The organism is Bradyrhizobium murdochi (genome assembly GCF_000472965.1).
Lineage (GTDB): Bacteria > Pseudomonadota > Alphaproteobacteria > Rhizobiales > Xanthobacteraceae > Bradyrhizobium > Bradyrhizobium murdochi.
The window spans coordinates 1,081,045-1,101,918 of record NZ_AXAU01000001.1 but is presented as its reverse complement, the minus strand read 5'-3'; the positions used below and the strand labels follow the sequence as shown (position 1 = coordinate 1,101,918).

Sequence of the window (20,874 nt, the reverse complement as noted above, 5' to 3'; positions counted from 1 at the left end):
ACCCGACTTCCCGAAATTTCCTTCACTGGAGCTGCCGCATGACGACCGATACGCAACAAAGAATCCTCGACGCCGTCGACGCCGGCTTTGATGCGCAACTGGCGACGACGAAGGATTTCGTTGCGATCCCCTCGACCCGCGGCGCCGAGGGGCCGTGCCAGGACATGATCGGCGATCTCCTGCGCCAACGCGGCTACGAGGTCGACGATTGGCATATCGACGTCGAGGATTTGAAGGGTCTGCGCGGCTTCGGTCCGATCGAGCATGATTTTTCCAGAGCGCGCACGGTGGTCGGCACGTACCGTCCCGCGAACATTTCAGGCAAATCGCTGATCTTGCAGGGTCATTGCGACGTGGTGCCGGCCGGTCCCCTCGACATGTGGGAAACGCCGCCGTTCTCGCCCGCCATCAAGGACGGCAAAATGTACGGCCGCGGCGCCTGCGACATGAAATCCGGCACCATCGGTGCGCTGTATGCGCTGGATGCGATCAAGGCTGCCGGGCTAAGGCCGACGGCGCGCATCCATTTTCAATCCGTGATCGAGGAAGAGTCGACCGGCGTCGGCGCACTCTCTACCCTCCAGCGCGGTTATCGCGCGGACGCCTGCTTCATCCCGGAGCCGACCGGCGAGACCATGGTGCGCTCGCAGGTCGGCGTGATCTGGTTTCGCCTGAAGGTGCGCGGCTTCCCGGTGCATGTGTTCGAGGCCGGCGCCGGTGCCAACGCGATCATGGCGGCGTATCATCTGATCCACGCGCTGCAGAAGCTCGAGGCCGACTGGAACGAGCGTGCCAAGGCGGACCGCCATTTCAAGGCGGTCGCGCATCCGCTCAACTTCAACCCCGGCATCATCAAGGGCGGCGACTGGGCCTCCAGCGTGCCGGCCTGGTGCGACGTCGATTGCCGGATTGCAGTCCTGCCGGGCTGGTCGATCGCCGAATGCCAGAAGGAGATTTTGGCCTGCGTGTCGGCGGCGGCGCGCGGTCATCGATTCCTCTCCAACAATCCGCCGCAGGTCGAATGGTCGGGCTTTTTGTCTGAGGGTTATGAGCTGACGAACTCGGCTGAGCCGGAAGCCGCTTTCGCAAAAGCGTTCGACGCCGTCTATGGAGGCGCGGTGCCAGATCGCGCGTTCACCGCGCTGACCGATACCCGGTTCTACGGGTTGAATTACAACATTCCGAGCCTCTGCTTCGGCGCGAAGGGCGCCGCGATGCACGGCTTCAACGAGTATGTCGAGCTGGACTCGTTGCGAAAGTCGACCAAAGCCACCGCGCTGTTCATTGCGGAATGGTGCGGTGTGGAGAAGATGTAGGCGCGCGCTGCGAAAGCTACGTCGTCCCTGCGAACGCAGGGACCCATACGCCGCGGCCTCTCAGTGGCGCGAGATGGTCGTGACCTTCTGCTCCAATTGGCGCCAGTGGTTATGGGTCCCTGCGTTCGCAGGGACGACGGTTAAATTGTCGACTCCGGCCACAACGCCCTAACAATCGCATCCAGCCCATCCGTCAGCGCAGCCGGCCCCGGTTGCAGGATGATCGTCGACTTGATTTCGACAATGCGGTTGTTGCGCACCGCTGGGATATCGCCCCAGCCCGAACGCTGCCGGATGCGGTCGGGCACCACCTTCTTGCCGCACCACGAGGCGAGGATCACATCGGGTGCGGCGTCGCGCACCACGTCGGACGAAATGATCCGGTCCTTGGCGGCCTGCTGAAACCGCAGCTTCGGCAGCGCGTCCTCGCCACCGGCGATCTCGATCAGTTCGGAAACCCAGCCGATGCCGGAGATCAGCGGATCGTCCCACTCCTCGAAATAGACTTTGGGCTTCGGTGCGGCCCGGGGCGTCGCGGCGACCTGCGCGAGGCGCTCTTCAAAGCCGCGCGCGAGTTGATCCCCGCGCTCCGCCGCACCGACCATAGCCCCCAGCGTCCGGATCATCGCGAGGATGCCCGCAATGTCGCGCTGGTTGAAGACATGGACGGCGACGCCCGCGCGCACGAGGTCGGCAACGATGTTTGCCTGCAGATCGGAAAAGGCGAGCACGAGGTCGGGCTCAAGCGCCAGAATCTTTGGAATGTCCGCCGATATGAAGGCCGAGACCCGCGGCTTCTCGCGACGGACGCCCGGCGGGCGCACCGCATAGCCGGAGACACCGACGATGCGGTCCTGCTCGCCGAGCAAGTACAGCGTCTCCACGGTCTCCTCGGTCAGGCAGACGATCCGGCGGGGCGGGAAGTAGCGCATGCCGACGGTATGCCGAATTCCGCGCGCCATGTCACGGCCGCCATTACCTCGGAGGTCATTGCCTGATTTACCGGCAGCCTCCATTCTGTTCAGGAAATCACTTCAAAGAAAAGCCGGAGGACGAATGACGCCGCTCGAAAAGATCCAGTCGATGAAGATGCCGTTTGCGGAACTGAAGGGGGTTACCTTCACGGAAGCCGGAATGGATCGGGTGGTCGCCAGGATGCTGGTGCGGCCGGACCTCTGCACGCTGCGGAATACGATTCACGGCGGCGCGATCATGGCCCTTGCGGATTCAGTCGGCGCTGCCGCGACCTTCATCAATCTGCCCGAAGATGCCAAGGGCACCACCACGATCGAGAGCAAGACCAATTTTATCGGCGGCGCCAAGGAAGGGTCTACGGTGATAGCGACCGCCACACCGGTGCATCGGGGGCGCCGCACCCAAGTCTGGCAGACGCGGCTGGAGACAGAGGACGGCAAGCTGGTCGCGGTCGTTACGCAAACCCAGATGGTGCTGTAGCCTCAGGCCGTCTCCACCCTCTGCACGGCGTTCAGCATTCCGGTTTGCGGGTGACAATCCGCATATTCGAAGAGCTGTTCGTCGGCGCGGGCGACGGTGACCTCGTGGTACAGCCGCAGTTTTGCGGCCGGTCCGAGCGTCGACAGATATTTCATGGCGGCGCCGAAAATCCTGACATGGGTCGGATGCGATTCAGCCCAGCGCTCCAGCGCCGACAGGCTCTTCCACCAGCTCATGCCGTAGGACTTTTCGGCTCGCGCGCCGTCAGGGCCGATGACGGTCATGTAGCGGTTGGCGTAGCAGCCGATCGAACGTCCCTGGTCGCGGAGGAAATCCATGCCTTCGCGCAGCACCGGCTCGACATCGCCGAGGTACATCTTGCGCTCCGCGGATTCGGTATCGCCCCAATCCTGGCCCGAGCGGATCAGGCAGATGTTGTCGTGCGGGATGATCCGGATGCGCGCGCCCTCACGAATGGCTCGCGCGGAACCTGAGGGCGCCATCTCGCTGGTTTGGGACAGCGGGATGCGGTCGCGCATGCCACCCCAATAGGCGTGCTCCAACACTTCGCCGCTCATGCCATCGGCGAGAACGGCGACGCCTTCGGGCCTTCCGAGCGAAGAGAACAGCGTCTCGTAGCCTTCCACGGACGGGTAAAGCGCCTCGATGAAAGTCCCGCACCCGTTATTGGTCCGTTGCTCGCCAGTCCAGCGCTCGCGCACGGCGGGAAACCAGCGATCGAATTTCTGCCGGTCATCCCAATAGGCCACCGTGATGACGTTGGTGAAACCGGCCTCATCGATATAGCTCGCGCGGTCCCAATGGGAAGGGCCGTCCGCGGCTGCGAAATCCGATGCGAGCCGGGCCAACGCCTGCTCCGCGACGGCCGGGAACGCGCCGCGGGATTGGATGCCGAAATAGGCCATCACGACCCGCGTCACGCTTGGCTTGTGCCGCGCCACGAAGGACGGGTAGGGCGGCGCATAATCTTCACCGACGCGGCGGTGACGCGTTCGCGCGGTTTGCAGATGCGCAGGGATTGCGGATTCCATGGGCCTGCTCCTTCTCGAAAAAATGAAGCGCGTCAGGCCTGCAGCCTGATTTCGCTCATGACCTCGGCGTCGACAGGAAGCGAGAAATGCTCGACGCGGTTGGCGCGCGTGGAGTTGAGCAACAGCCGCGTGACGTCGGGCCGCGAATAATGCCCGGCCGGATCGGCGGCGTTCTTCGCTACCCCGATCATGCCGAGGTCGATGTCGGCATACAAAATTCCTTCCTGGTCAGGCGGGAGTTTATCGGCCAGCGAACTGCCGTCCGGCCCGTAGATCACGGCGTGGCCGCCGCCGACATGCAGGAAGGCATGCTTTTCGGGGGTGTCGCAGAGTTCGTCGATCATGGCTTGCGAAACGACAGCGCAGGGGCCGAGGAAGAAGCACGAGCCTTCGACCGCATAGACCTTGCTGGCGGCATTGTTGACCTCATGGCCGAGCGCATGCGCGAACGGATCGTACAGCGAAAAACTCGGCCAGGCGCCGACATGGACCTGTTCGTTCTGGGCATACATCGCGTATTTCGACAGCGGCTGCAGATGCTCCCAGCAGCACAAGGCACCGAGCCGTCCGACGTCGGCGCGATCGTGCACGGCGAGATCGCTGCCGTCGCCTTCACCGAACACGGTGCGTTCGGCATGGGTCGGCCGCAGTTTCCGCCGCTTGGCGATGGTCTCGCCGTCAGGGCCGATCAGCCATTGCGCGATATAGAGGCTTCCGCCATCGCGTTCGGATAGTCCGAGCACCGCGGTCAGTTTGGTGCGCTTCACGGCTTGGCGGATCTTTTCCGCCTGCGGGCTGTTGAAGGCGAGCGAGTTGTCGAAGTAGCGCTGCACGAAACCGCGACCGATCGCCCAGGCCGGCGCGCCGAGCCAGATCTGCCATGGGTACCCGGGAATAAAGGTTTCGGGAAACGCGATCAGTTTCGCGCCGTTGGCGGAAGCCTCCTCGATCAGGTTGATAGTCTTGTCCACGGTCGCATCAAGATCGAGAAAAACCGGCGCCGCCTGAACCACCGCCACCTTGTATTTCTGATGAACCAGACCCATCGCATCGTCCTCCCGCATCGACAACTGACATTCGCTGATGCCAAGCCTACAGCCGTGGCGATGCGCACCGCTTGTCCGCGGCGGAACGAAAACTTGTCTTAACCGGCAGGAGGACGGCGCTAAGCGGCGTCCGATGGGTGGGCGCAACGGGAAGAAGAGGTGAGGTCGAAAGACGTTACTTGCCCGGCTGCTCGCGCCATTCGCGCGGCGAGATGCCGAAGCGCTGCTTGAAGATGCGGCTGAAATGGGCGAGGTCGTTGAAGCCCCAGGCGAAGGCGATCTCGCCGATGTGCCGGGCCTGGTAGGCGGGGTCGGCAAGATCACGCTTGCAGCGCTCCAGCCGTTGCGCCTGCACATAGCTGCGGAACGAGGATTGTTCGGCGGCCATCAGATCGCTGGCATAACGCGGCGAGATTCCGACTGCGGCTGCAGCGCGCGGCAGCGACAGTTCGGGATCGGAAAGATGCGTCAGGATATGGTTCTTGAGGCGATAGAGCAGCGCCGACCGGTGGGCCGACTGCTCCGGCAAGCGGGCATGCAGCCTTTCGGCAAGCGTCATCGCCAGCAGGTCGAGCGCCTGGTCGAGCAGGCGCGTTGCGGCGGCGGGATCAACCAGTTCGATCGTCTTGCTCACATTGCGCGCGAAATCATATGTCAGCCGTTCGAGCGGACGATCGCCTGCAAACGTCGTCGCAGTCAGACTATCGAACGAGCCGACGCGTTGTTGCAGCAGCTTGCGCGGCATCTGGAAGATGGTCTGCGAAAAGCTGTCGTCGAACCGCAGCTCGTAGGGGCGGGTGGTGTCGTAAATGACGAATTGTCCCGCGGAGACGACAGCCTCGCGGCCATCCTGAAACACGCCGTTCACGCCGTTGTTGCCCAGCGCCATCAGCACGAAATCTTCGCTGGCGCGGGCTATTCGCGACGGCGTGCGGAATACCCGCTGTGCAGTGGAATCGACCTGCGTGAGCGCGACCTGTCCAATTCTGGATTGCGACACCGAGCCCCAAAACGCGCCGCGCAGGTCCGATTTGCAGTCGAGCCCGACGAAGGTGTCGCACACGATGTCCTGCCACACCGCAAGCCGGCGCTCCGGAAGGCAAGATCTGGTGTCGAGCACGACAGCCACAATGGGTCTCCACGAACCATCCGGGTGCGTTGCCTGGGCTTGGCGCATCCAAAATAAGCAAGCTCCATGCCCACTTTGGGCCGGGTGACGAAGCTTAACAATTGGTTAATGGCGGGTCGGCTAAATCGCTGGAAATGTTGCTGTTATTTAAGGCAGTACACGGAGCAATCCGGTCTTGAATTCGATGTTGCGCCGCACAATATGGGTGGTCTAGGGATTCGACGCCTCCTCGAGGGTTTTCTCAGAGGAGTTTTGGACTATGTACCTCACCGTTATTGCGGCTGCGCTTGCCGATAGCAGCGTGCGCACGCTGAGCCAGCAGGAAGAACTGCCGCTATTGCGCGATCACCTGCTGCGGCTCGACCGCACCAGCCGTCGCGATCGTTTCCATGGCTTCATGGACGACAGCTTCATCGAGCGCTACGCCGAGAAATGCGCCAATGACGGCACGACGATCATCGCCTTCTTTGAAAACGGCGTGGTTCGCGGAGCGGCGGAGCTGCATCCGCCGGACCAGTCACCGGATTCGCTTCCCGAGATCGCCTTCAGCGTCGAAACCTCCGTGCGGCGTCGCGGCGTCGGCAGCATCCTGTTCCGCAAGCTGATCAAGGAAGCACGCGCCAAGGGCTATAAAAGCCTGCGAATCACCACCGGCGCGCAGAACGAGGCGATGCGGGCGCTCGCCAGCAAGTTTGGCGCGCAGCTTGTATTCCGCCACGGCGAATCCACCGGCACGATCGATCTGACGAAGTATGATCAGGCCGAACTTGCGACGTCCTGGATCGAGAGCGTGCTGAATACGACGCGGGCGGTGGTGGCTTTCAACCGCGCTTATCGGCGAATGCTGCTTCGTATGGCCGGGACCGCCCCGTCTGAGTGGGGGGCCTCTTAAGCCGATCCGTACGTTCGATCTCGAGGATTGCCCAACGCCTTGGGCAATTCTCCGTGCAATTCAGCTAGTCGCGGCTGTTCAGGTGCCGGTACGCTTGTCATTGCCAAAACGCCTGACGACGCGGCGCTCGACCACGACCGAACGCTGTGCGCCTTGCTCGCCTGCAATGACGCGGGTGGCCGATCGTGCCAGCGCACGGCCGGTCTTCTTCACTTCAGCCAGCACTTCCTCATAAGGCAGGCCCATCAGCGCGGCGGCGATTTCCGCCTGCTGCTGCTGATCGTCAGTGATCCCGACCGCGGCGAAGATTGCCTCCTCCAGCGTCGGCGGATCCCGCCGGACGCGTCGTGTGCCGTATTTCGTGTTCCAGTCTTCGCTCATAAGGCGCCTCGCATTTGATTGCGGAGATACCTAGGTGCCCTAATGTTGCATTGCAATATGAATTTCGCTCGGCAATACAGCCATGCGTCTAAAATCTTTCAAGTCCGGTAGCGCTGTATGGTTCGGTGTCACCATGCTTGCCATCATGGCGAGGGATTGCCCGCGACAGCCAGATCCAGCGGCGGTTGTGGCCAGCGCTTCAGCGCGGCATGGCCGGCATCAGTCAGCACGTAGATGCCGCGCTCGGCGCGATCGAACCAGCCATAAACATTATGCAAGAGGATTTTTCCGGCATCGGGAATCTCCGCCCGCAAATCCCTGACGCGCCGCGGCCCGCCTGACAGCGCGGAGGCGCAGGCCAGCGCCTGCTGACGGTACGCCGTCATGATCGGCGCGCGCGTCGATCCACCCATGACGGGATCGCCCTTGCGCTTCTGGTGCTCCGCGATCAGCCGCGAGCGCTTTTTGGGATCGCGGCGGGGCGCTGATGTCGGCGGCTTGACGAGTACTTCCACATCGCCGGTGTTGGTGACAGCGAGCATGCCGAAGCCAAGCCGGCGGCAGAGGTTACGATACCGCGCGTCGCTTTCGCGGCCCTTGCCGCGGGCGGATAATTTAGCCGCAAGCCAGACCTCGTCGGCAGCGCCGGCGCGATCGACCGCCTGCAGGATCAGTTCCAGATTGAAGGAGAGCTTCAGTTCGCCGATCACCACGATCGGCGGATCGTCGCCACTCAGCGCCACAAGATCGCAGCCGCCGACCTCGCCTTTGACGGTGAAGCCGAGCTTTTCGAGGAAGCGTTTGACGGGAAGATAAAGTGCGGTTTCCAAGGCAAGCTCCGGCGGCGCTGGCTGCCGCGACTCAACACGCCGAGCCTAGCCCAATTCCGGTAAAGCGTTTGATCGGATAGCCCCGGAGCGGCTATTGTCGGCGCGGGGACAAGGCCAGCGGCAGTTTGAGGGAACCTGCGAATCGATCGTTCGCGGGCCACAGGCATTTGCCGCTCCCACAGCGAGTAGGCGCGTTGCAAGGGCTATACAAATTCCGCTTCACCACGGCCCGCGGCACGGGCAGCGGCGTGATGTTTGCGACATCGGGCGGCAGACTGTACGGCGGCGATTCCGGCTCTTCCTTTGTCGGCCACTTCACCGAAACCGATGGCATCGTCTCTTGCCAGGTTACGATGTCGCGCCACTATCACGATCCCAAATACGTTCCGATGTTCGAAGTTGAACATGCCGTGATGAATTTCAGGGGCGCGCCCCGCGGCGAGGAGTTTCATTTTAACGGCGGCAGCGCGGCCTTGCCCGGCATCCATTTCACGACGGTTCTGAGCCCTATCGATGATACCGATGCGCCGCCGCCTGGTACGGTCGGCCCTGACGGGATCGGCAACGGGCTCTATTCGATCCACATTCGTATGCTCGACGGAATCGATGCCGGCAACACCGGTGTCATGATGCTGCAAAACGGCCGCATCAGGGGCGGCGATGCGTTCTTCGACTATGTCGGGGCGTACACTGCGGCGAACGGCAGATGGAAGGGCGAACTCATCAACCGCGAGCATACCCCGGCCATGGGCGAACGGCCGGTGTTCGGCGGCCATGAAGTCGGCATCGGCTTTTCCGGCACGTATGACCGCGACGGTGCGGAAGGCGAAGCCACCGCGCTCGTCGGCAAGCGCAGCATCCGCTTCAGGGCGGTGCTGCGAAAGCTGGTGGAGGTGGAGGGCTAAACCCGCCCATTCACCGGCAGCAGCGCGCCGGTGACGGCGCTTGCGGCGTCGCTGGCGAGGAACAGGATCACGTCGGCCAGTTCCTTCGGCGTCACCCATTTGGTGAAATCGGCGTTCGGCATGCTGGCGCGGTTGGCCGCGGTGTCGATGATCGACGGCAGCACGGCGTTGACCGTGATCTTGCCCTTGAGCTCGGCGGCGAGCGCCTCGGTGAGGCGGTGTACGCCGGCTTTTGAGGCGGCGTAGGCGCCCATGCCACTACCTGCCTGCAGCGCGCCCATTGCGCCCATATTGACGATGCGGCCCGCGCCCGATGCGGCGAGATGCGGGATCGCCGCGCACGAGGCGTTGAGCGCGGTCATGACGTTGAGCGCGTACATCCGTTGCCAGGTCTTGGGATCGCCCTCCGCCACCGTCTCGAAGGCAAAACCGCCGGCGATGTTGATCAGCGCATCGAGCTTGCCGAAATGCGCGGCCGCGGCGTTGATGGCCTTTTTGGCTACCGCGGCATCGGTGAGGTCGACGCCGCCGAGTTCGAATAGATCCGCCGTGGCGGGGACTTGCGTCGGGGCATGATCGACGCTTGCAATCCGGGCGCCCTGCGCCAGCGCTTCGTCCACGACCACCCGGCCGAGCGCACCCAGCGCGCCCGTCACGACAATGACTTTTCCGTCCATGAAGGGCCTCCGCATGCGGATGAGGGAGCGCACCCTATCAGGAGATTTTCAATCCCAATGCGGCGAATTTCTGCATGACCGTCAGTCTCGCCAGCCCAAATTATCGCGGTCCGCGCTGGCTGGCGGTGGCGAGCTACGTAGGGATGGAGCCAAATCGATAAAATTTGCCGGAGTTCTGTAAGCCGTTTGCAGAATCCATTCGGTACAACAGGACTCCAACAAAAAGGCAGGGGGATTTGTCATGGGTTTGCCGGATCATGGTTTACCGCTTGTTCAGCTTAAGGAGCAGCGGCGCGACCTGGTTGTAGCGCTGCAGAATCGCAGCGGTCCGGTCTCGAGCTGGGAATTGATGCAGATCGCAGCGATCCAGCAGGCGATCTCGGCGTTCGAGGACGTCATCGCCGATCTCGACGCCGAACTGGAAATGGAAGCGGCGGCCTGAGCCGATAAGCGCCGCCTTCCGGGCCGCTCCGGCTCGCTTTACGGCGGGCGTCTACCAGATAAGATGGCGCCATGCGTCGCGATCTGGCATTTCGACTCGCGCTCCTCGCATTTTGCGTTCAGCCAATGGCCGGCGCCTATGCGCAGGCCTGCGTCGCCGATCAACATGGCAGCCTCGTATGCGGTGGGGGGAGGGACGCGATGCGTGTCGTCGCCGGCACCACCTCGCCCTCGAAGGACTACGCGTTCGCCTGGCGAACCGCGCAAGGGCTGCCGTACGGCCAGGATACTCCCAACGACGTCGAAAACGTCCTGATCCGTGTCACCGATGGCGCGGTGCTGGCCACACTGGGCGGCACCTATTGGGAGACGGGTGAAATGCGGGCGAACCGCTACGAACTGCTTGCGGCCTGGTCGCCGGACAGCCGGGCCGTCGTCGAGGTGGCGAACAGCCGCTGGGAGAGCGATTCCTTTGCCTATTACCGGATTGATGGTGAAACGGCGACCAAGCTCAATCTGCGTGCGCTGGTCGAGCCGGTCATGACGGCCAGGCTTCCGCCGCGAGACCGCCAGGGTAATTCATTCCGAGTGCATGAGGACCTGCCCGTGACACTCGATGCGCGCGGCCGTGTGCGCTTTACCGCGATGCTCTATGCGCCCAAGGGCGAAACCAGCAACGACTACAAGGTGCAGGTCAACGTCAGGGCGAGAGGCGGCAAGCTGTCCGCGCAGGTCGTGTCGATGCAGCGGGTGAGGTGATCAGCGCTGCAGATAGCGCGCTTCGAGATGGGCGCGTTCGGTTTCGCCGAGGCCAAGACCATCGCGGAGATAGCTTTCGAGATCACCATAGTCGGCGTCGATGGCCTCGAAGGCGGCGGCGAGGAACGATGCCTGCACCGAGCCCAGCACCTGGCTGACGTTCTCGGGCAGGTCGCTGCTGTGATTGGGGTCCCTGCGGTAGAAGCGGTTGGTCAGCAGATAGTCTTCCGAGATGATGTCCTCGGAAACACCGAGCGTATGCAGGATCAGCGCGCACGCAAAGCCGGTGCGGTCCTTGCCGGCGGTGCAATGGATCACCAGGGGCGCGCGGTCTTCCAACAGATGGGCAAAGAGCGCGCGGAAATGCTGCGTGTTGTTCTGTACGTAGCTGCGGTAGGAATCGCGCATCACCTCGACGGCGTGGTCCGTAGACAGCGGCGTACCGGCGGCTGCGATCGCGCGCAGCGCCGCGACCACCGTCGGCTCGACCGGCAGCGAATGAACAGTGATTTCCGGCATGCCGCACAGGGCGACGGCGCGCTCCTCGGTGCCGCGAAAATCGAACGCGCTGCGGACGCCCAGCTCCCGCAGGACGGAGACATCGCCTTCGGTGAGGTGGCCAAGATGGTTGGAACGAAAAATCTGCCGCCAGCGTACGGTCCGGCCGTCGCTTGTGGGGTAGCCGCCGAGATCGCGAAAATTGCTGGCGCCGGCGAGATTGAGATGGCGGGCAGGGGAATCTGACATCATGCAGCAAGGGTTCGGACGGAGAACAAGGGACGGGTGTCGTTCGGCCCCGTCTCGTCTATACTGAACTCGCAAGAGGGCGAAGCATGAATCGGCGGAACATCACGATTTTTGGCGCGGCGCTAGGGTTCGCCGCGGTTGCAACCATGCCGTCACCGGCGTCGGCGCAGTCCAGCTTCCAGAATTATCGTTGCGCCGACGGCTCGCAGTTCACGGTTGGATTTTTTCAATACGACAAGCGTGCCCATCTACAACTCGACGGCAAGGCGGTGACGCTACCCAAGCGTTGGACCCTGTCAGGGTCGCGTTACCAGGGGAAGGGCGTGACGCTACGGATCACCAAAGCCGGCGTCACCACACTCAAGCATGCCAGACGGCGGACCACGACGTGCGAGCAGACATGAAAAAGGGCCGAAACGATTTCGTTCCGACCCTTTTCTAGTTCTCTGTCCGCGCCTCGTTTGCCCGGCGCGCCCCTGCCAAACACCTCCCAAGCATCAGTGATCCCGCTCGGTTTTGGCGTCCTCGATCGCCGCGGCGTGGTACCAGCTATCGCAGCAGTCCGCGAGGTTGACCGGTTGGGCCACAAACTCGGTCACGGCCTTGGTCTCGCCATAGCGACGTCCCCCGAGAGCCGCCCGGCCCCCGGTTGGGAATTGGTAGATCGTGGCTGACCCGTGATTCAAACTCGGATTCATCATTGCAGTCTCCTGTTGTCGAAGCGCGAGCCTCCATGGTGCGCCCGACTCGTTCTCTACTGGTTACGTAAGGCGATATTGTCGGTGCCCCGGGCGGGTGCAAGTGACCAAGAGAGCGGCAGGTTTTGTCTATTTCGTAGGCAGCTTTGGCGGTGCATTCTGCGAGGCAGCGTTTGCATGACCAACGCGTGGGCCGACGGGATGGTTGCTCGGGTGAGTTGGCGTCCGACCTGGGAGGCTCAAAGGGATGCCGCACCTTTGAGCGCTTAGCGGTAGCGAAGCGAAAATGCCGGAAAAATGGGCTGGATTCGGACCGCCGACCCGCCCTCAGACCGCCCGATTTGCGGGCCGACCGCGCTCCTATGTCGCAGCTTCTATTTTGGGCCGCCGCCGGCCTGGGCTGTGGATGGCCAATACCGCACTGCAGCGATTGGCACGTTACGTGCTTAGTGAGAAGTGGCCTGACGTGGCCGGGTACACGTATGCGGAGACCTCCGGGGGCTGGGCGTCAAAATCCAGAATTCAAGGTTTCGGTCTTCCGCATTTCATAGCAACTCAAGAGAGGCTCAATGACCAAGTACAAGCTCGAGTATATTTGGCTCGACGGCTATACGCCGACGCCGAATCTGCGCGGCAAAACGCAGATCAAGGAATTCGACAAGTTCCCGACGCTCGAACAGCTTCCGCTGTGGGGCTTCGACGGCTCGTCCACCATGCAGGCCGAAGGCCACAGCTCCGATTGCGTGCTGAAGCCGGTCGCCGTCTATCCGGATGCTGCGCGGGAAAACGGCGCGCTGGTGATGTGCGAAGTCATGATGCCCGATGGCAAGACCCCGCACTCCTCGAACAAGCGTGCAACCATCCTCGACGATGAAGGGGCCTGGTTCGGCTTCGAGCAGGAATATTTCTTCTACAAGGACGGCCGTCCGCTCGGCTTCCCCTCGGACGGTTATCCGGGTCCGCAGGGCCCGTACTACACCGGCGTTGGCTACAAGAACGTTGGCGATGTCGCCCGCAAGATCGTGGAAGAGCATCTCAACCTCTGCCTCGCCGCCGGCATCAACCACGAAGGTATCAACGCCGAAGTGGCGAAGGGCCAGTGGGAATTCCAGATCTTCGGCAAGGGCTCCAAGACCGCTGCCGACCAGATGTGGATGGCTCGCTACCTGATGCTGCGCCTGACCGAGAGCTACGGCATCGACATCGAATTCCACTGCAAGCCGCTCGGCGATACCGACTGGAACGGCTCGGGCATGCACGCCAACTTCTCGACCAAGTACATGCGCGAAGTCGGTGGCAAGGAATACTTCGAGAAGCTGATGGCTGCCTTTGAGAAGAATCTCATGGACCACATTGCCGTCTACGGGCCGGACAACGACAAGCGCCTGACCGGCAAGCACGAGACCGCGCCCTGGAACAAGTTCAGCTACGGTGTGGCTGACCGCGGCGCCTCGATCCGCGTTCCGCACTCCTTCGTCAACAATGGCTACAAGGGCTATCTGGAAGACCGCCGCCCGAACTCGCAGGGCGACCCCTACCAGATCGCATCCCAGATCCTGAAGACGATCGCGGAAGTCCCGACCGGCGCCAAGGCGGCCGCGGCCTAAGGGACTTAACGATAGGACCCGGGGCGCGCCTGGGTGCAAAGCTGATCCGCCAAGGCACCACCTTGGCGGATCATTGCGTTTTGATGACACCGCTGTCTTGATAGGTTGATTCAAATACGGCGGTTCAAGGCCGTTTCCCTGCGTTATGAACCGCGCTAGACAATTAGCCGGGTTTGCCGGGGTGACGGCATTGTTTGAGGGATTTTACAAAGTCAGGTTTCAGCTTGGCGCGGCGGTCGGCCGCAGCGTGATGTATGCGCGCGGCGGCAAGATGCTGGGCGGCAATTCGGCCTTTGCCCATATCGGCAGTTACGAAAAGCGGGACGATGGCGTCGACATCGTGATCCAGACCGTGCGCCACAACCCGGACCCGAATTACCGCGCGATGGCCGGCACCGACGATGCCACCTTGCTGGCGAAGGGCAGGGCAGATGGCAATCTGTACCGCTTCGAAGGGGGCCTGAAGGAGTTGCCCGGCGTGGCGTTCCATTCGGTGATGACGCCGATCGAGCAGGAGGCCATCCCGATCGCCGGCAGCGTCGGCAAAGGCGGTATCGTCAACGGCCTCTATTCCATCCACGTTCGCCTGCTCGACGGCGTCGAGGGCGGCCTGACCGGCGTGATGCTGCTCAATGACGGGCGCATCCTCGGCGGCGACGCATCCTTCTACTATCTCGGCACGTACACCTCGGAGAACGGCCGCTGGAAAGGCCAGATCCTCAATCAGGAGCACACACCCGCCATGGGCGAGAACCCCATCTTTGGCGGCCACGAAGTCGGCATCGGCTTTTCCGGCTCCTGCGACGAGCAAGGCGCGCTCTTGGAGGCGACCGCGCTCGCCGGCAAGCGCAGCCTTCGCATGACCGCGGTGCTCAAGCTGATGCGCCGGGTATAGCAGCTGATGGTTGATACCATCCGCATGCTTTCGACGCTGGCGTTGAAGGGCGCCGTGCAAGGCCTGGCCGGCCAGTATCAGGCGGCCGGCGGCGCACGCATCGACGCCGATTTCGCGCCCACGCTGGCGCTGTTGGACCGGCTGCGCGCGGGCGAGGCTGCAGACGTCGTCATCCTGACCCGCGAGGGGCTGGACGAAGTCGTGCGCGAGGGGCGGGTGGTCCCGGAGGCTTGCGTGGACCTGGCCCGCTCCTTCGTCGGCATCGCCGTGAAGGCCGGGGCGGCCCATCCTGATATCGCGACCGAGGCGGCGCTGCGTGCGGCGCTACTCGGCGCGCGCTCGGTAGCCTACTCGCGGCTCGGCGCCAGCGGCATTCTGTTTGCAAGACTGATCGCGCAACTCGGCATTGCCTCCGAGGTCAATGCGAGGGCGCAGATCATCCCGCAGGGTTTTACTGCTGAGAAGCTGGTGACCGGCGAGGCCGATCTCGCCGTCCAGCAGATCAGCGAGTTGAAGCAGGTCGGCGGCATCGAGGTGGTTGGAGCCATTCCACGCGACTTGCAAAAGCCCGCGGTGTTTTCCGGTGGGCGTATGGTAGCGAGCGACAAGCCGGATGAAGCGGACCGGCTGCTGCGATTTCTTGCGTCGCCTGCGGTCGCACCGGCGTTGCGCGAGAGCGGGCTCGAGCCCTGAATTTCAATCCCGGATCAAGACGACACCGGCGATCAACAGCACTGCGCCTGCGAGCCGCGCGGCGCTCACGGGATGCGGCGTCAGCCCGAACGCGCCGAAATGGTCAAGCGTCACCGCAGCGAGCACCTGGCCGGCAATGACCAGCGCAAACAGCGTCGCGGCGCCGAGCGAGGGCAACAACAGGATCGCCAGCAGGATGAAGGCAGCGCCGAACACGCCGCCGGACCACGCATACCACGGCACATCGACCATCGTTTTCCAGGACGGCACGCGTTCGCCGAGCGCGATCACCGCGACGACCATGGTGATGAGGCCACCCGCATAGCTGATCAGCCCCGCCCAGGCCGGCGAGCCCAGCGCGGTGCGCAGGCCGCCATTGAGCACCTGCTGGGTCGCGACGCTGACGCCAGCGCCGAGCGCAAGGAGATAGAGGAAGAAATGTTGCACATGATCCCCCGTTCATTGCACACCGGCCGAACGATGCCGGCATTGCAAGGCCAGACAACGCGAATAGCCGGAGCGGAACAAGGGACCCTTGGCGTCATTATTGCGGACGGGGCAAGCAACAAAGCGGTGCTGGCCATGATCCGAAAGCTATCCTCGGGCGAATACCGGCTCTATTCCCGCAAAATCAATCCGAAAACCGGGAAGCGCCGTAACCTCGGAACCTTCAAATCGCGTGCGGCGGCGGAAAAGCACGAGCGCGCCGTGCAGTATTTCAAACGGCATTGAAACTGCGATAAAACGCGCGCTGGTTCCATCTCGGCGGCGGTGCTAAGCCCGCCGGACGATTCCATAGTGCAGGACATTTTCGTTGCTGAACGGGCTCTACAAGGTCGAGTACGGCGGGAACGACGCGTTCGGCCGCAGCATCATGTGCATGCACAATGGCAAGCTGTTGGGCGGCAATTCCGCCTTTGCCCATCTCGGCACCTACCGGGAGACGGCTGGGGAAATTATCGGCGAGGTCATCACCCAGCGCCACAATGACGACCCCCACTACAAGCCGCTTATGGATACCGACGTCGCCGCCATCAGCGTGCGCGGCCGGCTGCAGGGCAACAGGATTCGTTTTGAAGGCAGCGCCGCGCCGCGGCCGGGCGCCTTGTTCTGGGCCGAGTTGACGCGGCTCGACGACGAGGCACTGCCGCCGGTCGGCACCGTCGGACCGGGCGGCATTGTCAACGGGCTCTATTCCCTCCAGCTCCGCGCGCTCGACGGTATCGAGGCCGGTCTGTCCGGCGTCATGCTGCTGCTGGACGGCCGCATCCTCGGCGGCGACGCTTTTTTCTATTACCTCGGGTCCTACGCTTCGGCCGACGGCCGCTGGAAGGGCGAGATCCTGAACCAGGAGCATACGCCGGCGAAGGGCGAAAACCCTGTGTTCGGCGGCCATGAGGTGGGCATCGGCTTTACCGGCACCTGCGACGAAGCCGGCGCTGAACTCGAAGCCATTGCGTTGGCCGGAAAGCGCAGCTTGCGGCTGGCCGCGACGCTGAAGCTGATGCGGCCGGTCTAGTCTAACGTCGCTTGCGCCGCGCGAAAAACCAGCCGGTCAGCGCCACGGGCGCGCCAACCGCGATCCAGGAAAAATAACGGCCGGCGCCTTCCGAAAGCAGCGCCGTCAACAACCCAGCGACCGACAGCACCCCGATCAGCAGTGGACCGCCATACACGGTCCACCAGTTGCCACTGGAGCGCAACTTGCGTGCGTCGGTCATCGCGACGGCTGCAACGCAGGCTGTCCCGCGATCGCGTGGCTGCGGTGCTTGCGGCGTTTGACGACCCACAGATAGAGCCCGCTCACGATGACGACGATGGTCATGATGTCGAGCAGGGCCCAGATGATCTTCAGCGGCATGCCGCCATAATCACCGAAATGCAGCGGTTGCGACACGAGCAGCGCCTTGAGATAGACCGGAAGATCGCGCGCGTCGGAAACTTCGCCGGTTTCGCCATCCAGCAGCACCGGCTTCAGCAGCCGCGACGTCAGCGGCGTGTCGCCGCGCATGAACACCGCGAAATGATGCGAGCTCGTGAACGGCGTGCCGGGGAAGGCAACGAAGGAGACGTTCATGTCCGGCGCGGCCTTACGCGCATTCTCAAGCGCTACATCAAGCGAGGCGAGATGGACCGGCGGCGGCTTGCCGGCATAGGGTTTGACCATGTCAGTGAGCTCGTTGGCTTTCCACTGGCTCAGCATCACCTCGGCGAGCGTATTGATGACGCCGGTGGCGCCGACCACCAGCGCCCATGCGATGGTTACAGCGCCCAGAAGGTTGTGCCAGTCGAACCAGGCAATGCGGCGCGACTTGTCCCTGAGAGTGCCGAAGCTCAGGCGGCGCGTGAACGGCCAGTACAACACCACGCCGGAGACGATGGCGACCAGGAACAGGAATCCCATGGCGCCGAGGAACAGCTTGCCGGGCTGGCCCGCAAACATATCGACGTGGAGTTTAAGGAAGATCAGCATCGGGCCGCCACCGACCGAGCCGAGCGGCTTGGCGGTATGTGCATCATAGGCCCTGAGCGTCGCGGCATCCGGATCGCCATCGACCTTGTTGTTGGTGAAGGCGATCACGTTGTTCGGTTCGTCCTTGTCCCACAAGATGTACTGCAGGACGCGTCCCGGGTCATGCGCCAGCGCCGTGCGGGCGATCTCGTCAATGCTCCGTTTCACCGCGCCCGGCTGTGCGATCTCGGGCTTTGGATCGTAGCCGAGCAGCTCATCGATCTCATGATGGAAGATGAGCGGCAAGCCGGTGATGCACAGCAGCAGCAGGAACAGCGTCGATATCAGGCTGCTCCAGGTGTGGACCACCGACCAGATGCGAACCGTCCTGGCTTTCAGCGCTGCCTCCCTTCCGATTGCGGCGCGTTACCACTTGTAGGCGAGACTTGCCGTCACGCGGCGGCGATCGCCGTAGAAGCACGAGGTATCCGACGCGCAACTGGCGACATAAGTTTTGTCGGCGATGTTGATGACGTTCAACGCTGCGCGCCAGTTTTGCCATTCGTAATGGATCGAAGCGTCACCGAGCACGACCGAAGGAACCACAAGCGTATTCGCGGCATTAGCGAAGGACTTGCCGATGTAGCGCACGCCGCCACCAAAGCCAAAGCCCCTCAACGGTCCTTCCTGGAAGGTGTAGTCACCCCAGACGGATCCAACCTGCTGCGGCGTGTTGGTCGGCGTCAGGCCAAGCAGCGCCGGATTCGCGTCCTTGCTGATGAAGAGGTCGTAGGTAGTGAATGCACCAACCATCTTCAGGCCGGGTGCGAGATTGGCCACGGCCTCCAACTCGAGACCGCGCGAGGTGACCTCACCGGTCTGGTTCTGAAGAACCGGCGTGGTATTCGGGACCGTCGTCGGCACGTTTTGCCGCTTCAGATCGAATACGGCAATGCTGAAATGGCCGTCGAAGCCGTTAGGTTTGAATTTCAATCCGATCTCGGCCTGCTCGCCGGTTTCCGGCAGGAACAGTTGGTTCGAAGCGTTGAGGCCGATGATCGGATTGTAGCTGGTCGCGTAGGCGACATAGGGCGCGAGGCCGTTAGCGAAATTGTAGATCAGGCCGGCACGGCCACTGAACTTGCTATCTTCGCGGTTGAAAAGAGTGGCGCCGGTCGGACGATCGCCCTGGCTGGTCGATACCCAGTCGTTGCGGCCGCTCAATACCAGCGTGAAGCCGCCGAATTTGATCTGGTCCTGAATGTAGGTGCCGAGTTGATTTTGAGTCAGGAGGAAGTTGCGGAACGGCGCGACAGTGAAGGGTATGTCGCCGACACCGTAGATCGGATTGAACACGTTGATCGAGGGCACACCGCCAAAGTCGAAGATTTGGTAGTCGTCGATCCGATAGGCTTTCAGATCGAGGCCGAATAGCATCGTGTGCTGCACGGGGCCGGTATCGAAACGATACTCCAACTGGTTGTCCAGATTGCCCTGGTTGGCGGTGTTCTTTGCGTACCAATTGTAGCGACCGAGGTCACCGGTTGCTATGTTGGTATAGCTATTGCCGACCAAACCGCGATAAGTGATGTCAACGTGCGCGTAGCGGGCATTCTGCCGGAATGTGACGCTGTCGGAGAGGTTCTTCTCGAACTGATAGCCGACCATCTCCTGTTCGCGCTTGAACGTATCCACGCTGGGATCGCCGACGAACAGTTTTGTTGGGATGCGGCCAAACGGTGCATCGACCACCGTTCCGACATAGGGCAGGAAGTTAATGCCGCGCGTATCCTGCTTCGACGCTGAAGCCAGCACGGTGAACGTCGTGTCTGCGTCCGGCTTGTAGGTGACGGACGGTGCGATGAAGTAGTTATTGTCGGGCGTGAAATCGACTTGCGTGCCGCCGTTCTGGACCTGTCCGACCACACGATAGAACAGCTTTCCGTTTTCGGGCGCGGTTGCAACCGGGCCGCCGAAATCGAACGATAGATAGGCGTTGCCGAAATTGTTGACGCCGGTCTCGAGATAGCGGATCGGCTCAGCGGGCGGCATTTTGCTGACCGCATTGACAATGCCGCTCGGGCTGGAGCCGCCATACAGCACGGCGGAGGGGCCGCGTAGCACCTCGACTCGGGCGAGGTTGAACGGCTGCAGCTTCCAGCTCGCGTATGACGTGTAGAAGAGCTGCAGCCCGTCGAGGAACAGGCCGACATCGTCGGACTTGAAGCCGCGGATCAGGAACCAGTCGTTGCGGGTGTCGGCGCCGAACGTTCCGGCGACAACGCCCGGGGTATAGCGCAAAATCTCGTCGAACTTGCCGGGCTTCTGGTCGCGGATCTGTTCGTTGCCGATTACCGACAACGACTGCGGCGTCTCCATGATCGGCGTGTTGGTCTTGGTGCCCGCCATCGAGCGGCCGGCGACATAACCCTGGACGGCGCCGCGCGGGTTTTCGACGAAGCCGACGCCGCGTTGCGGCTGCGGTCTAGTGGTTTGCGCTGTCTGCGTTGCGCGTCGTATCTGGCGCCGTTCCGGCGCTGCGGCGCGACGGCGAGCCTCTGGCGAGGCGACGACGATAGGAGGTAACGACTGCGCCCCGGATTGCGACGAAGAGCTTGACTGCGCGAACGTCGACTGCGGCCACAACGCCAATGCGGATACGGTCGCCAACGTGGCGATCCGGAACAAATCACGAGACTTCAAGGTTCACCCCAAACCTGCGAGCACTTACGTCGCGCCTTCAGAAAGTTCGGCAGCGCAACGCGGTGACGCATACGTGAGGTATTACGATTCCTCTAATGGAATGGTTCTTAGAGAGACTCTTAGAAGGTCTCCAATTTAACGTCCGTGGATTGATTGATGCCGCGTCAGCGCTCGAAAGGTGTGGCACTGGACGCGC

Annotated in this window: 25 protein-coding genes; 12 read left to right on the top strand and 13 right to left on the bottom strand. The window is 62.6% G+C overall.

Features of this window, described 5'->3' with window-relative positions; genetic code table 11:
* The first annotated feature begins 38 nt into the window (after positions 1-38).
* Positions 39-1,316 carry an ArgE/DapE family deacylase gene (locus YUO_RS0105670; protein WP_028346403.1) on the top strand — a complete coding sequence of 426 codons (1,278 nt, stop codon included), beginning with the start codon at positions 39-41 and terminating at the stop codon, positions 1,314-1,316.
* A 140-nt stretch (positions 1,317-1,456) separates the two neighbouring features.
* Here YUO_RS0105670 and YUO_RS0105665 read toward each other — a convergent pair whose 3' ends face one another.
* Positions 1,457-2,248, bottom strand: coding sequence for a cobalamin-binding protein (locus tag YUO_RS0105665; protein ID WP_028346402.1), 792 nt, complete (start codon positions 2,246-2,248; stop codon positions 1,457-1,459).
* A gap of 124 nt (positions 2,249-2,372) precedes the next feature.
* Here YUO_RS0105665 and YUO_RS0105660 point away from each other — a divergent pair, with 124 nt between their 5' ends.
* Positions 2,373-2,771 carry a PaaI family thioesterase gene (locus tag YUO_RS0105660; protein ID WP_028346401.1) on the top strand — a complete coding sequence of 133 codons (399 nt, stop codon included), beginning with the start codon at positions 2,373-2,375 and terminating at the stop codon, positions 2,769-2,771.
* Between the two features lie 2 nt (positions 2,772-2,773).
* Here the strand turns inward: YUO_RS0105660 and YUO_RS0105655 are convergent, their stop codons facing one another.
* The 3 genes from YUO_RS0105655 to YUO_RS0105645 form a co-directional block, all read right to left on the bottom strand.
* Positions 2,774-3,823, bottom strand: a complete 1,050-nt coding sequence (locus YUO_RS0105655; RefSeq protein ID WP_028346400.1) for a phenylacetaldoxime dehydratase family protein — start codon at positions 3,821-3,823, stop codon at positions 2,774-2,776.
* A gap of 32 nt (positions 3,824-3,855) precedes the next feature.
* Positions 3,856-4,869, bottom strand: coding sequence for a carbon-nitrogen hydrolase family protein (locus YUO_RS0105650; RefSeq protein ID WP_028346399.1), 1,014 nt, complete (start codon positions 4,867-4,869; stop codon positions 3,856-3,858).
* Positions 4,870-5,044: 175 nt separating this feature from the next.
* Positions 5,045-5,998: an AraC-like ligand-binding domain-containing protein gene (locus YUO_RS0105645; protein WP_051379237.1), complete on the bottom strand. Its 954-nt coding sequence runs from the start codon at positions 5,996-5,998 to the stop codon at positions 5,045-5,047.
* A 259-nt stretch (positions 5,999-6,257) separates the two neighbouring features.
* Here YUO_RS0105645 and YUO_RS0105640 point away from each other — a divergent pair, with 259 nt between their 5' ends.
* Positions 6,258-6,890 carry a GNAT family N-acetyltransferase gene (locus YUO_RS0105640; RefSeq protein ID WP_051379236.1) on the top strand — a complete coding sequence of 211 codons (633 nt, stop codon included), beginning with the start codon at positions 6,258-6,260 and terminating at the stop codon, positions 6,888-6,890.
* 78 nt (positions 6,891-6,968) lie between these two features.
* On the opposite strand, the gene YUO_RS0105635 is transcribed toward YUO_RS0105640, so the two are convergent.
* Both YUO_RS0105635 and YUO_RS0105630 read right to left on the bottom strand, forming a co-directional pair.
* The gene (locus tag YUO_RS0105635; protein WP_028346396.1) at positions 6,969-7,271 is read right to left on the bottom strand and encodes a hypothetical protein; all 303 of its coding nucleotides are present in this window, start codon (positions 7,269-7,271) and stop codon (positions 6,969-6,971) included.
* A 143-nt stretch (positions 7,272-7,414) separates the two neighbouring features.
* A complete protein-coding gene (locus YUO_RS0105630) occupies positions 7,415-8,101 on the bottom strand; it encodes a DUF2161 domain-containing phosphodiesterase (RefSeq protein ID WP_028346395.1) in 687 nt (228 codons plus the stop codon).
* Positions 8,102-8,295: 194 nt separating this feature from the next.
* Between YUO_RS0105630 and YUO_RS0105625 the strand changes: the two genes are divergently transcribed.
* Positions 8,296-9,006: a hypothetical protein gene (locus YUO_RS0105625; protein ID WP_035725914.1), complete on the top strand. Its 711-nt coding sequence runs from the start codon at positions 8,296-8,298 to the stop codon at positions 9,004-9,006.
* On the opposite strand, the gene fabG is transcribed toward YUO_RS0105625, so the two are convergent.
* Positions 9,003-9,683, bottom strand: a complete 681-nt coding sequence (gene fabG, locus YUO_RS0105620) for a 3-oxoacyl-ACP reductase FabG (protein ID WP_028346393.1) — start codon at positions 9,681-9,683, stop codon at positions 9,003-9,005. The genes YUO_RS0105625 and fabG overlap by 4 nt on opposite strands.
* 241 nt (positions 9,684-9,924) lie before the next feature.
* On the opposite strand from fabG, the gene YUO_RS0105615 reads away from it, so the two are divergent.
* The gene (locus tag YUO_RS0105615) at positions 9,925-10,125 is read left to right on the top strand and encodes a hypothetical protein (RefSeq protein WP_028346392.1); all 201 of its coding nucleotides are present in this window, start codon (positions 9,925-9,927) and stop codon (positions 10,123-10,125) included.
* Positions 10,126-10,325: 200 nt separating this feature from the next.
* Positions 10,326-10,883 carry a hypothetical protein gene (locus YUO_RS0105610; protein ID WP_028346391.1) on the top strand — a complete coding sequence of 186 codons (558 nt, stop codon included), beginning with the start codon at positions 10,326-10,328 and terminating at the stop codon, positions 10,881-10,883.
* On the opposite strand, the gene YUO_RS0105605 is transcribed toward YUO_RS0105610, so the two are convergent.
* The gene (locus tag YUO_RS0105605; RefSeq protein WP_028346390.1) at positions 10,884-11,630 is read right to left on the bottom strand and encodes a tyrosine-protein phosphatase; all 747 of its coding nucleotides are present in this window, start codon (positions 11,628-11,630) and stop codon (positions 10,884-10,886) included. It abuts the gene before it with no gap.
* A gap of 86 nt (positions 11,631-11,716) precedes the next feature.
* On the opposite strand from YUO_RS0105605, the gene YUO_RS39840 reads away from it, so the two are divergent.
* Positions 11,717-12,034: an MliC family protein gene (locus YUO_RS39840; protein ID WP_035725910.1), complete on the top strand. Its 318-nt coding sequence runs from the start codon at positions 11,717-11,719 to the stop codon at positions 12,032-12,034.
* A gap of 93 nt (positions 12,035-12,127) precedes the next feature.
* On the opposite strand, the gene YUO_RS0105595 is transcribed toward YUO_RS39840, so the two are convergent.
* On the bottom strand, positions 12,128-12,331 hold the full coding sequence (locus YUO_RS0105595) for a DUF2735 domain-containing protein (protein ID WP_028346389.1): 204 nt from the start codon (positions 12,329-12,331) through the stop codon (positions 12,128-12,130).
* A 566-nt stretch (positions 12,332-12,897) separates the two neighbouring features.
* On the opposite strand from YUO_RS0105595, the gene YUO_RS0105590 reads away from it, so the two are divergent.
* The 3 genes from YUO_RS0105590 to YUO_RS0105580 all read left to right on the top strand — a co-directional run bounded on the left by YUO_RS0105590 (position 12,898) and on the right by YUO_RS0105580 (position 15,523).
* Positions 12,898-13,935 carry a glutamine synthetase beta-grasp domain-containing protein gene (locus YUO_RS0105590; protein ID WP_028346388.1) on the top strand — a complete coding sequence of 346 codons (1,038 nt, stop codon included), beginning with the start codon at positions 12,898-12,900 and terminating at the stop codon, positions 13,933-13,935.
* Between the two features lie 190 nt (positions 13,936-14,125).
* Positions 14,126-14,830: a GrlR family regulatory protein gene (locus YUO_RS0105585; RefSeq protein ID WP_028346387.1), complete on the top strand. Its 705-nt coding sequence runs from the start codon at positions 14,126-14,128 to the stop codon at positions 14,828-14,830.
* A gap of 6 nt (positions 14,831-14,836) precedes the next feature.
* Positions 14,837-15,523: a substrate-binding domain-containing protein gene (locus tag YUO_RS0105580; protein WP_028346386.1), complete on the top strand. Its 687-nt coding sequence runs from the start codon at positions 14,837-14,839 to the stop codon at positions 15,521-15,523.
* Between the two features lie 3 nt (positions 15,524-15,526).
* Here YUO_RS0105580 and YUO_RS0105575 read toward each other — a convergent pair whose 3' ends face one another.
* On the bottom strand, positions 15,527-15,970 hold the full coding sequence (locus tag YUO_RS0105575; RefSeq protein ID WP_028346385.1) for a DMT family transporter: 444 nt from the start codon (positions 15,968-15,970) through the stop codon (positions 15,527-15,529).
* Here YUO_RS0105575 and YUO_RS47040 point away from each other — a divergent pair.
* Together YUO_RS47040 and YUO_RS0105565 are read left to right on the top strand one after the other, a co-directional pair.
* On the top strand, positions 15,962-16,255 hold the full coding sequence (locus YUO_RS47040) for a hypothetical protein (protein WP_198027999.1): 294 nt from the start codon (positions 15,962-15,964) through the stop codon (positions 16,253-16,255). The genes YUO_RS0105575 and YUO_RS47040 overlap by 9 nt on opposite strands.
* A gap of 82 nt (positions 16,256-16,337) precedes the next feature.
* Positions 16,338-17,042 carry a GrlR family regulatory protein gene (locus YUO_RS0105565; RefSeq protein ID WP_028346384.1) on the top strand — a complete coding sequence of 235 codons (705 nt, stop codon included), beginning with the start codon at positions 16,338-16,340 and terminating at the stop codon, positions 17,040-17,042.
* A gap of 1 nt (position 17,043) precedes the next feature.
* Here YUO_RS0105565 and YUO_RS39830 read toward each other — a convergent pair whose 3' ends face one another.
* From YUO_RS39830 to YUO_RS0105550, 3 genes are read right to left on the bottom strand one after another with little or no spacing between them, the layout of a single operon-like run.
* A complete protein-coding gene (locus YUO_RS39830; protein WP_051379235.1) occupies positions 17,044-17,244 on the bottom strand; it encodes a hypothetical protein in 201 nt (66 codons plus the stop codon).
* Complete coding sequence (locus YUO_RS0105555; protein WP_235782629.1) at positions 17,241-18,344, bottom strand: PepSY-associated TM helix domain-containing protein; 1,104 nt, start codon at positions 18,342-18,344, stop codon at positions 17,241-17,243. The genes YUO_RS39830 and YUO_RS0105555 overlap by 4 nt, the downstream gene beginning before the upstream one ends.
* Before the next feature lie 57 nt (positions 18,345-18,401).
* Positions 18,402-20,663, bottom strand: a complete 2,262-nt coding sequence (locus YUO_RS0105550) for a TonB-dependent siderophore receptor (RefSeq protein WP_028346381.1) — start codon at positions 20,661-20,663, stop codon at positions 18,402-18,404.
* Between the last annotated feature and the right edge of the window lie 211 nt (positions 20,664-20,874).

Bases quoted from the DNA above. Each gene is read 5' to 3' on its own strand.
- YUO_RS0105670 (WP_028346403.1), top strand. From the start codon at position 39: ATGACGACCGATACGCAACAAAGAATCCTCGACGCCGTCGACGCCGGC.
- YUO_RS0105665 (WP_028346402.1), bottom strand. From the start codon at position 2,248: ATGCGCTACTTCCCGCCCCGCCGGATCGTCTGCCTGACCGAGGAGACC.
- YUO_RS0105660 (WP_028346401.1), top strand. From the start codon at position 2,373: ATGACGCCGCTCGAAAAGATCCAGTCGATGAAGATGCCGTTTGCGGAA.
- YUO_RS0105655 (WP_028346400.1), bottom strand. From the start codon at position 3,823: ATGGAATCCGCAATCCCTGCGCATCTGCAAACCGCGCGAACGCGTCAC.
- YUO_RS0105650 (WP_028346399.1), bottom strand. From the start codon at position 4,869: ATGGGTCTGGTTCATCAGAAATACAAGGTGGCGGTGGTTCAGGCGGCG.
- YUO_RS0105640 (WP_051379236.1), top strand. From the start codon at position 6,258: ATGTACCTCACCGTTATTGCGGCTGCGCTTGCCGATAGCAGCGTGCGC.
- YUO_RS0105635 (WP_028346396.1), bottom strand. From the start codon at position 7,271: ATGAGCGAAGACTGGAACACGAAATACGGCACACGACGCGTCCGGCGG.
- fabG (WP_028346393.1), bottom strand. From the start codon at position 9,683: ATGGACGGAAAAGTCATTGTCGTGACGGGCGCGCTGGGTGCGCTCGGC.
- YUO_RS0105615 (WP_028346392.1), top strand. From the start codon at position 9,925: ATGGGTTTGCCGGATCATGGTTTACCGCTTGTTCAGCTTAAGGAGCAG.
- YUO_RS0105610 (WP_028346391.1), top strand. From the start codon at position 10,326: ATGCGTGTCGTCGCCGGCACCACCTCGCCCTCGAAGGACTACGCGTTC.
- YUO_RS0105605 (WP_028346390.1), bottom strand. From the start codon at position 11,630: ATGTCAGATTCCCCTGCCCGCCATCTCAATCTCGCCGGCGCCAGCAAT.
- YUO_RS39840 (WP_035725910.1), top strand. From the start codon at position 11,717: ATGAATCGGCGGAACATCACGATTTTTGGCGCGGCGCTAGGGTTCGCC.
- YUO_RS0105595 (WP_028346389.1), bottom strand. From the start codon at position 12,331: ATGATGAATCCGAGTTTGAATCACGGGTCAGCCACGATCTACCAATTC.
- YUO_RS0105590 (WP_028346388.1), top strand. From the start codon at position 12,898: ATGACCAAGTACAAGCTCGAGTATATTTGGCTCGACGGCTATACGCCG.
- YUO_RS0105580 (WP_028346386.1), top strand. From the start codon at position 14,837: ATGGTTGATACCATCCGCATGCTTTCGACGCTGGCGTTGAAGGGCGCC.
- YUO_RS47040 (WP_198027999.1), top strand. From the start codon at position 15,962: ATGTTGCACATGATCCCCCGTTCATTGCACACCGGCCGAACGATGCCG.
- YUO_RS39830 (WP_051379235.1), bottom strand. From the start codon at position 17,244: ATGACCGACGCACGCAAGTTGCGCTCCAGTGGCAACTGGTGGACCGTG.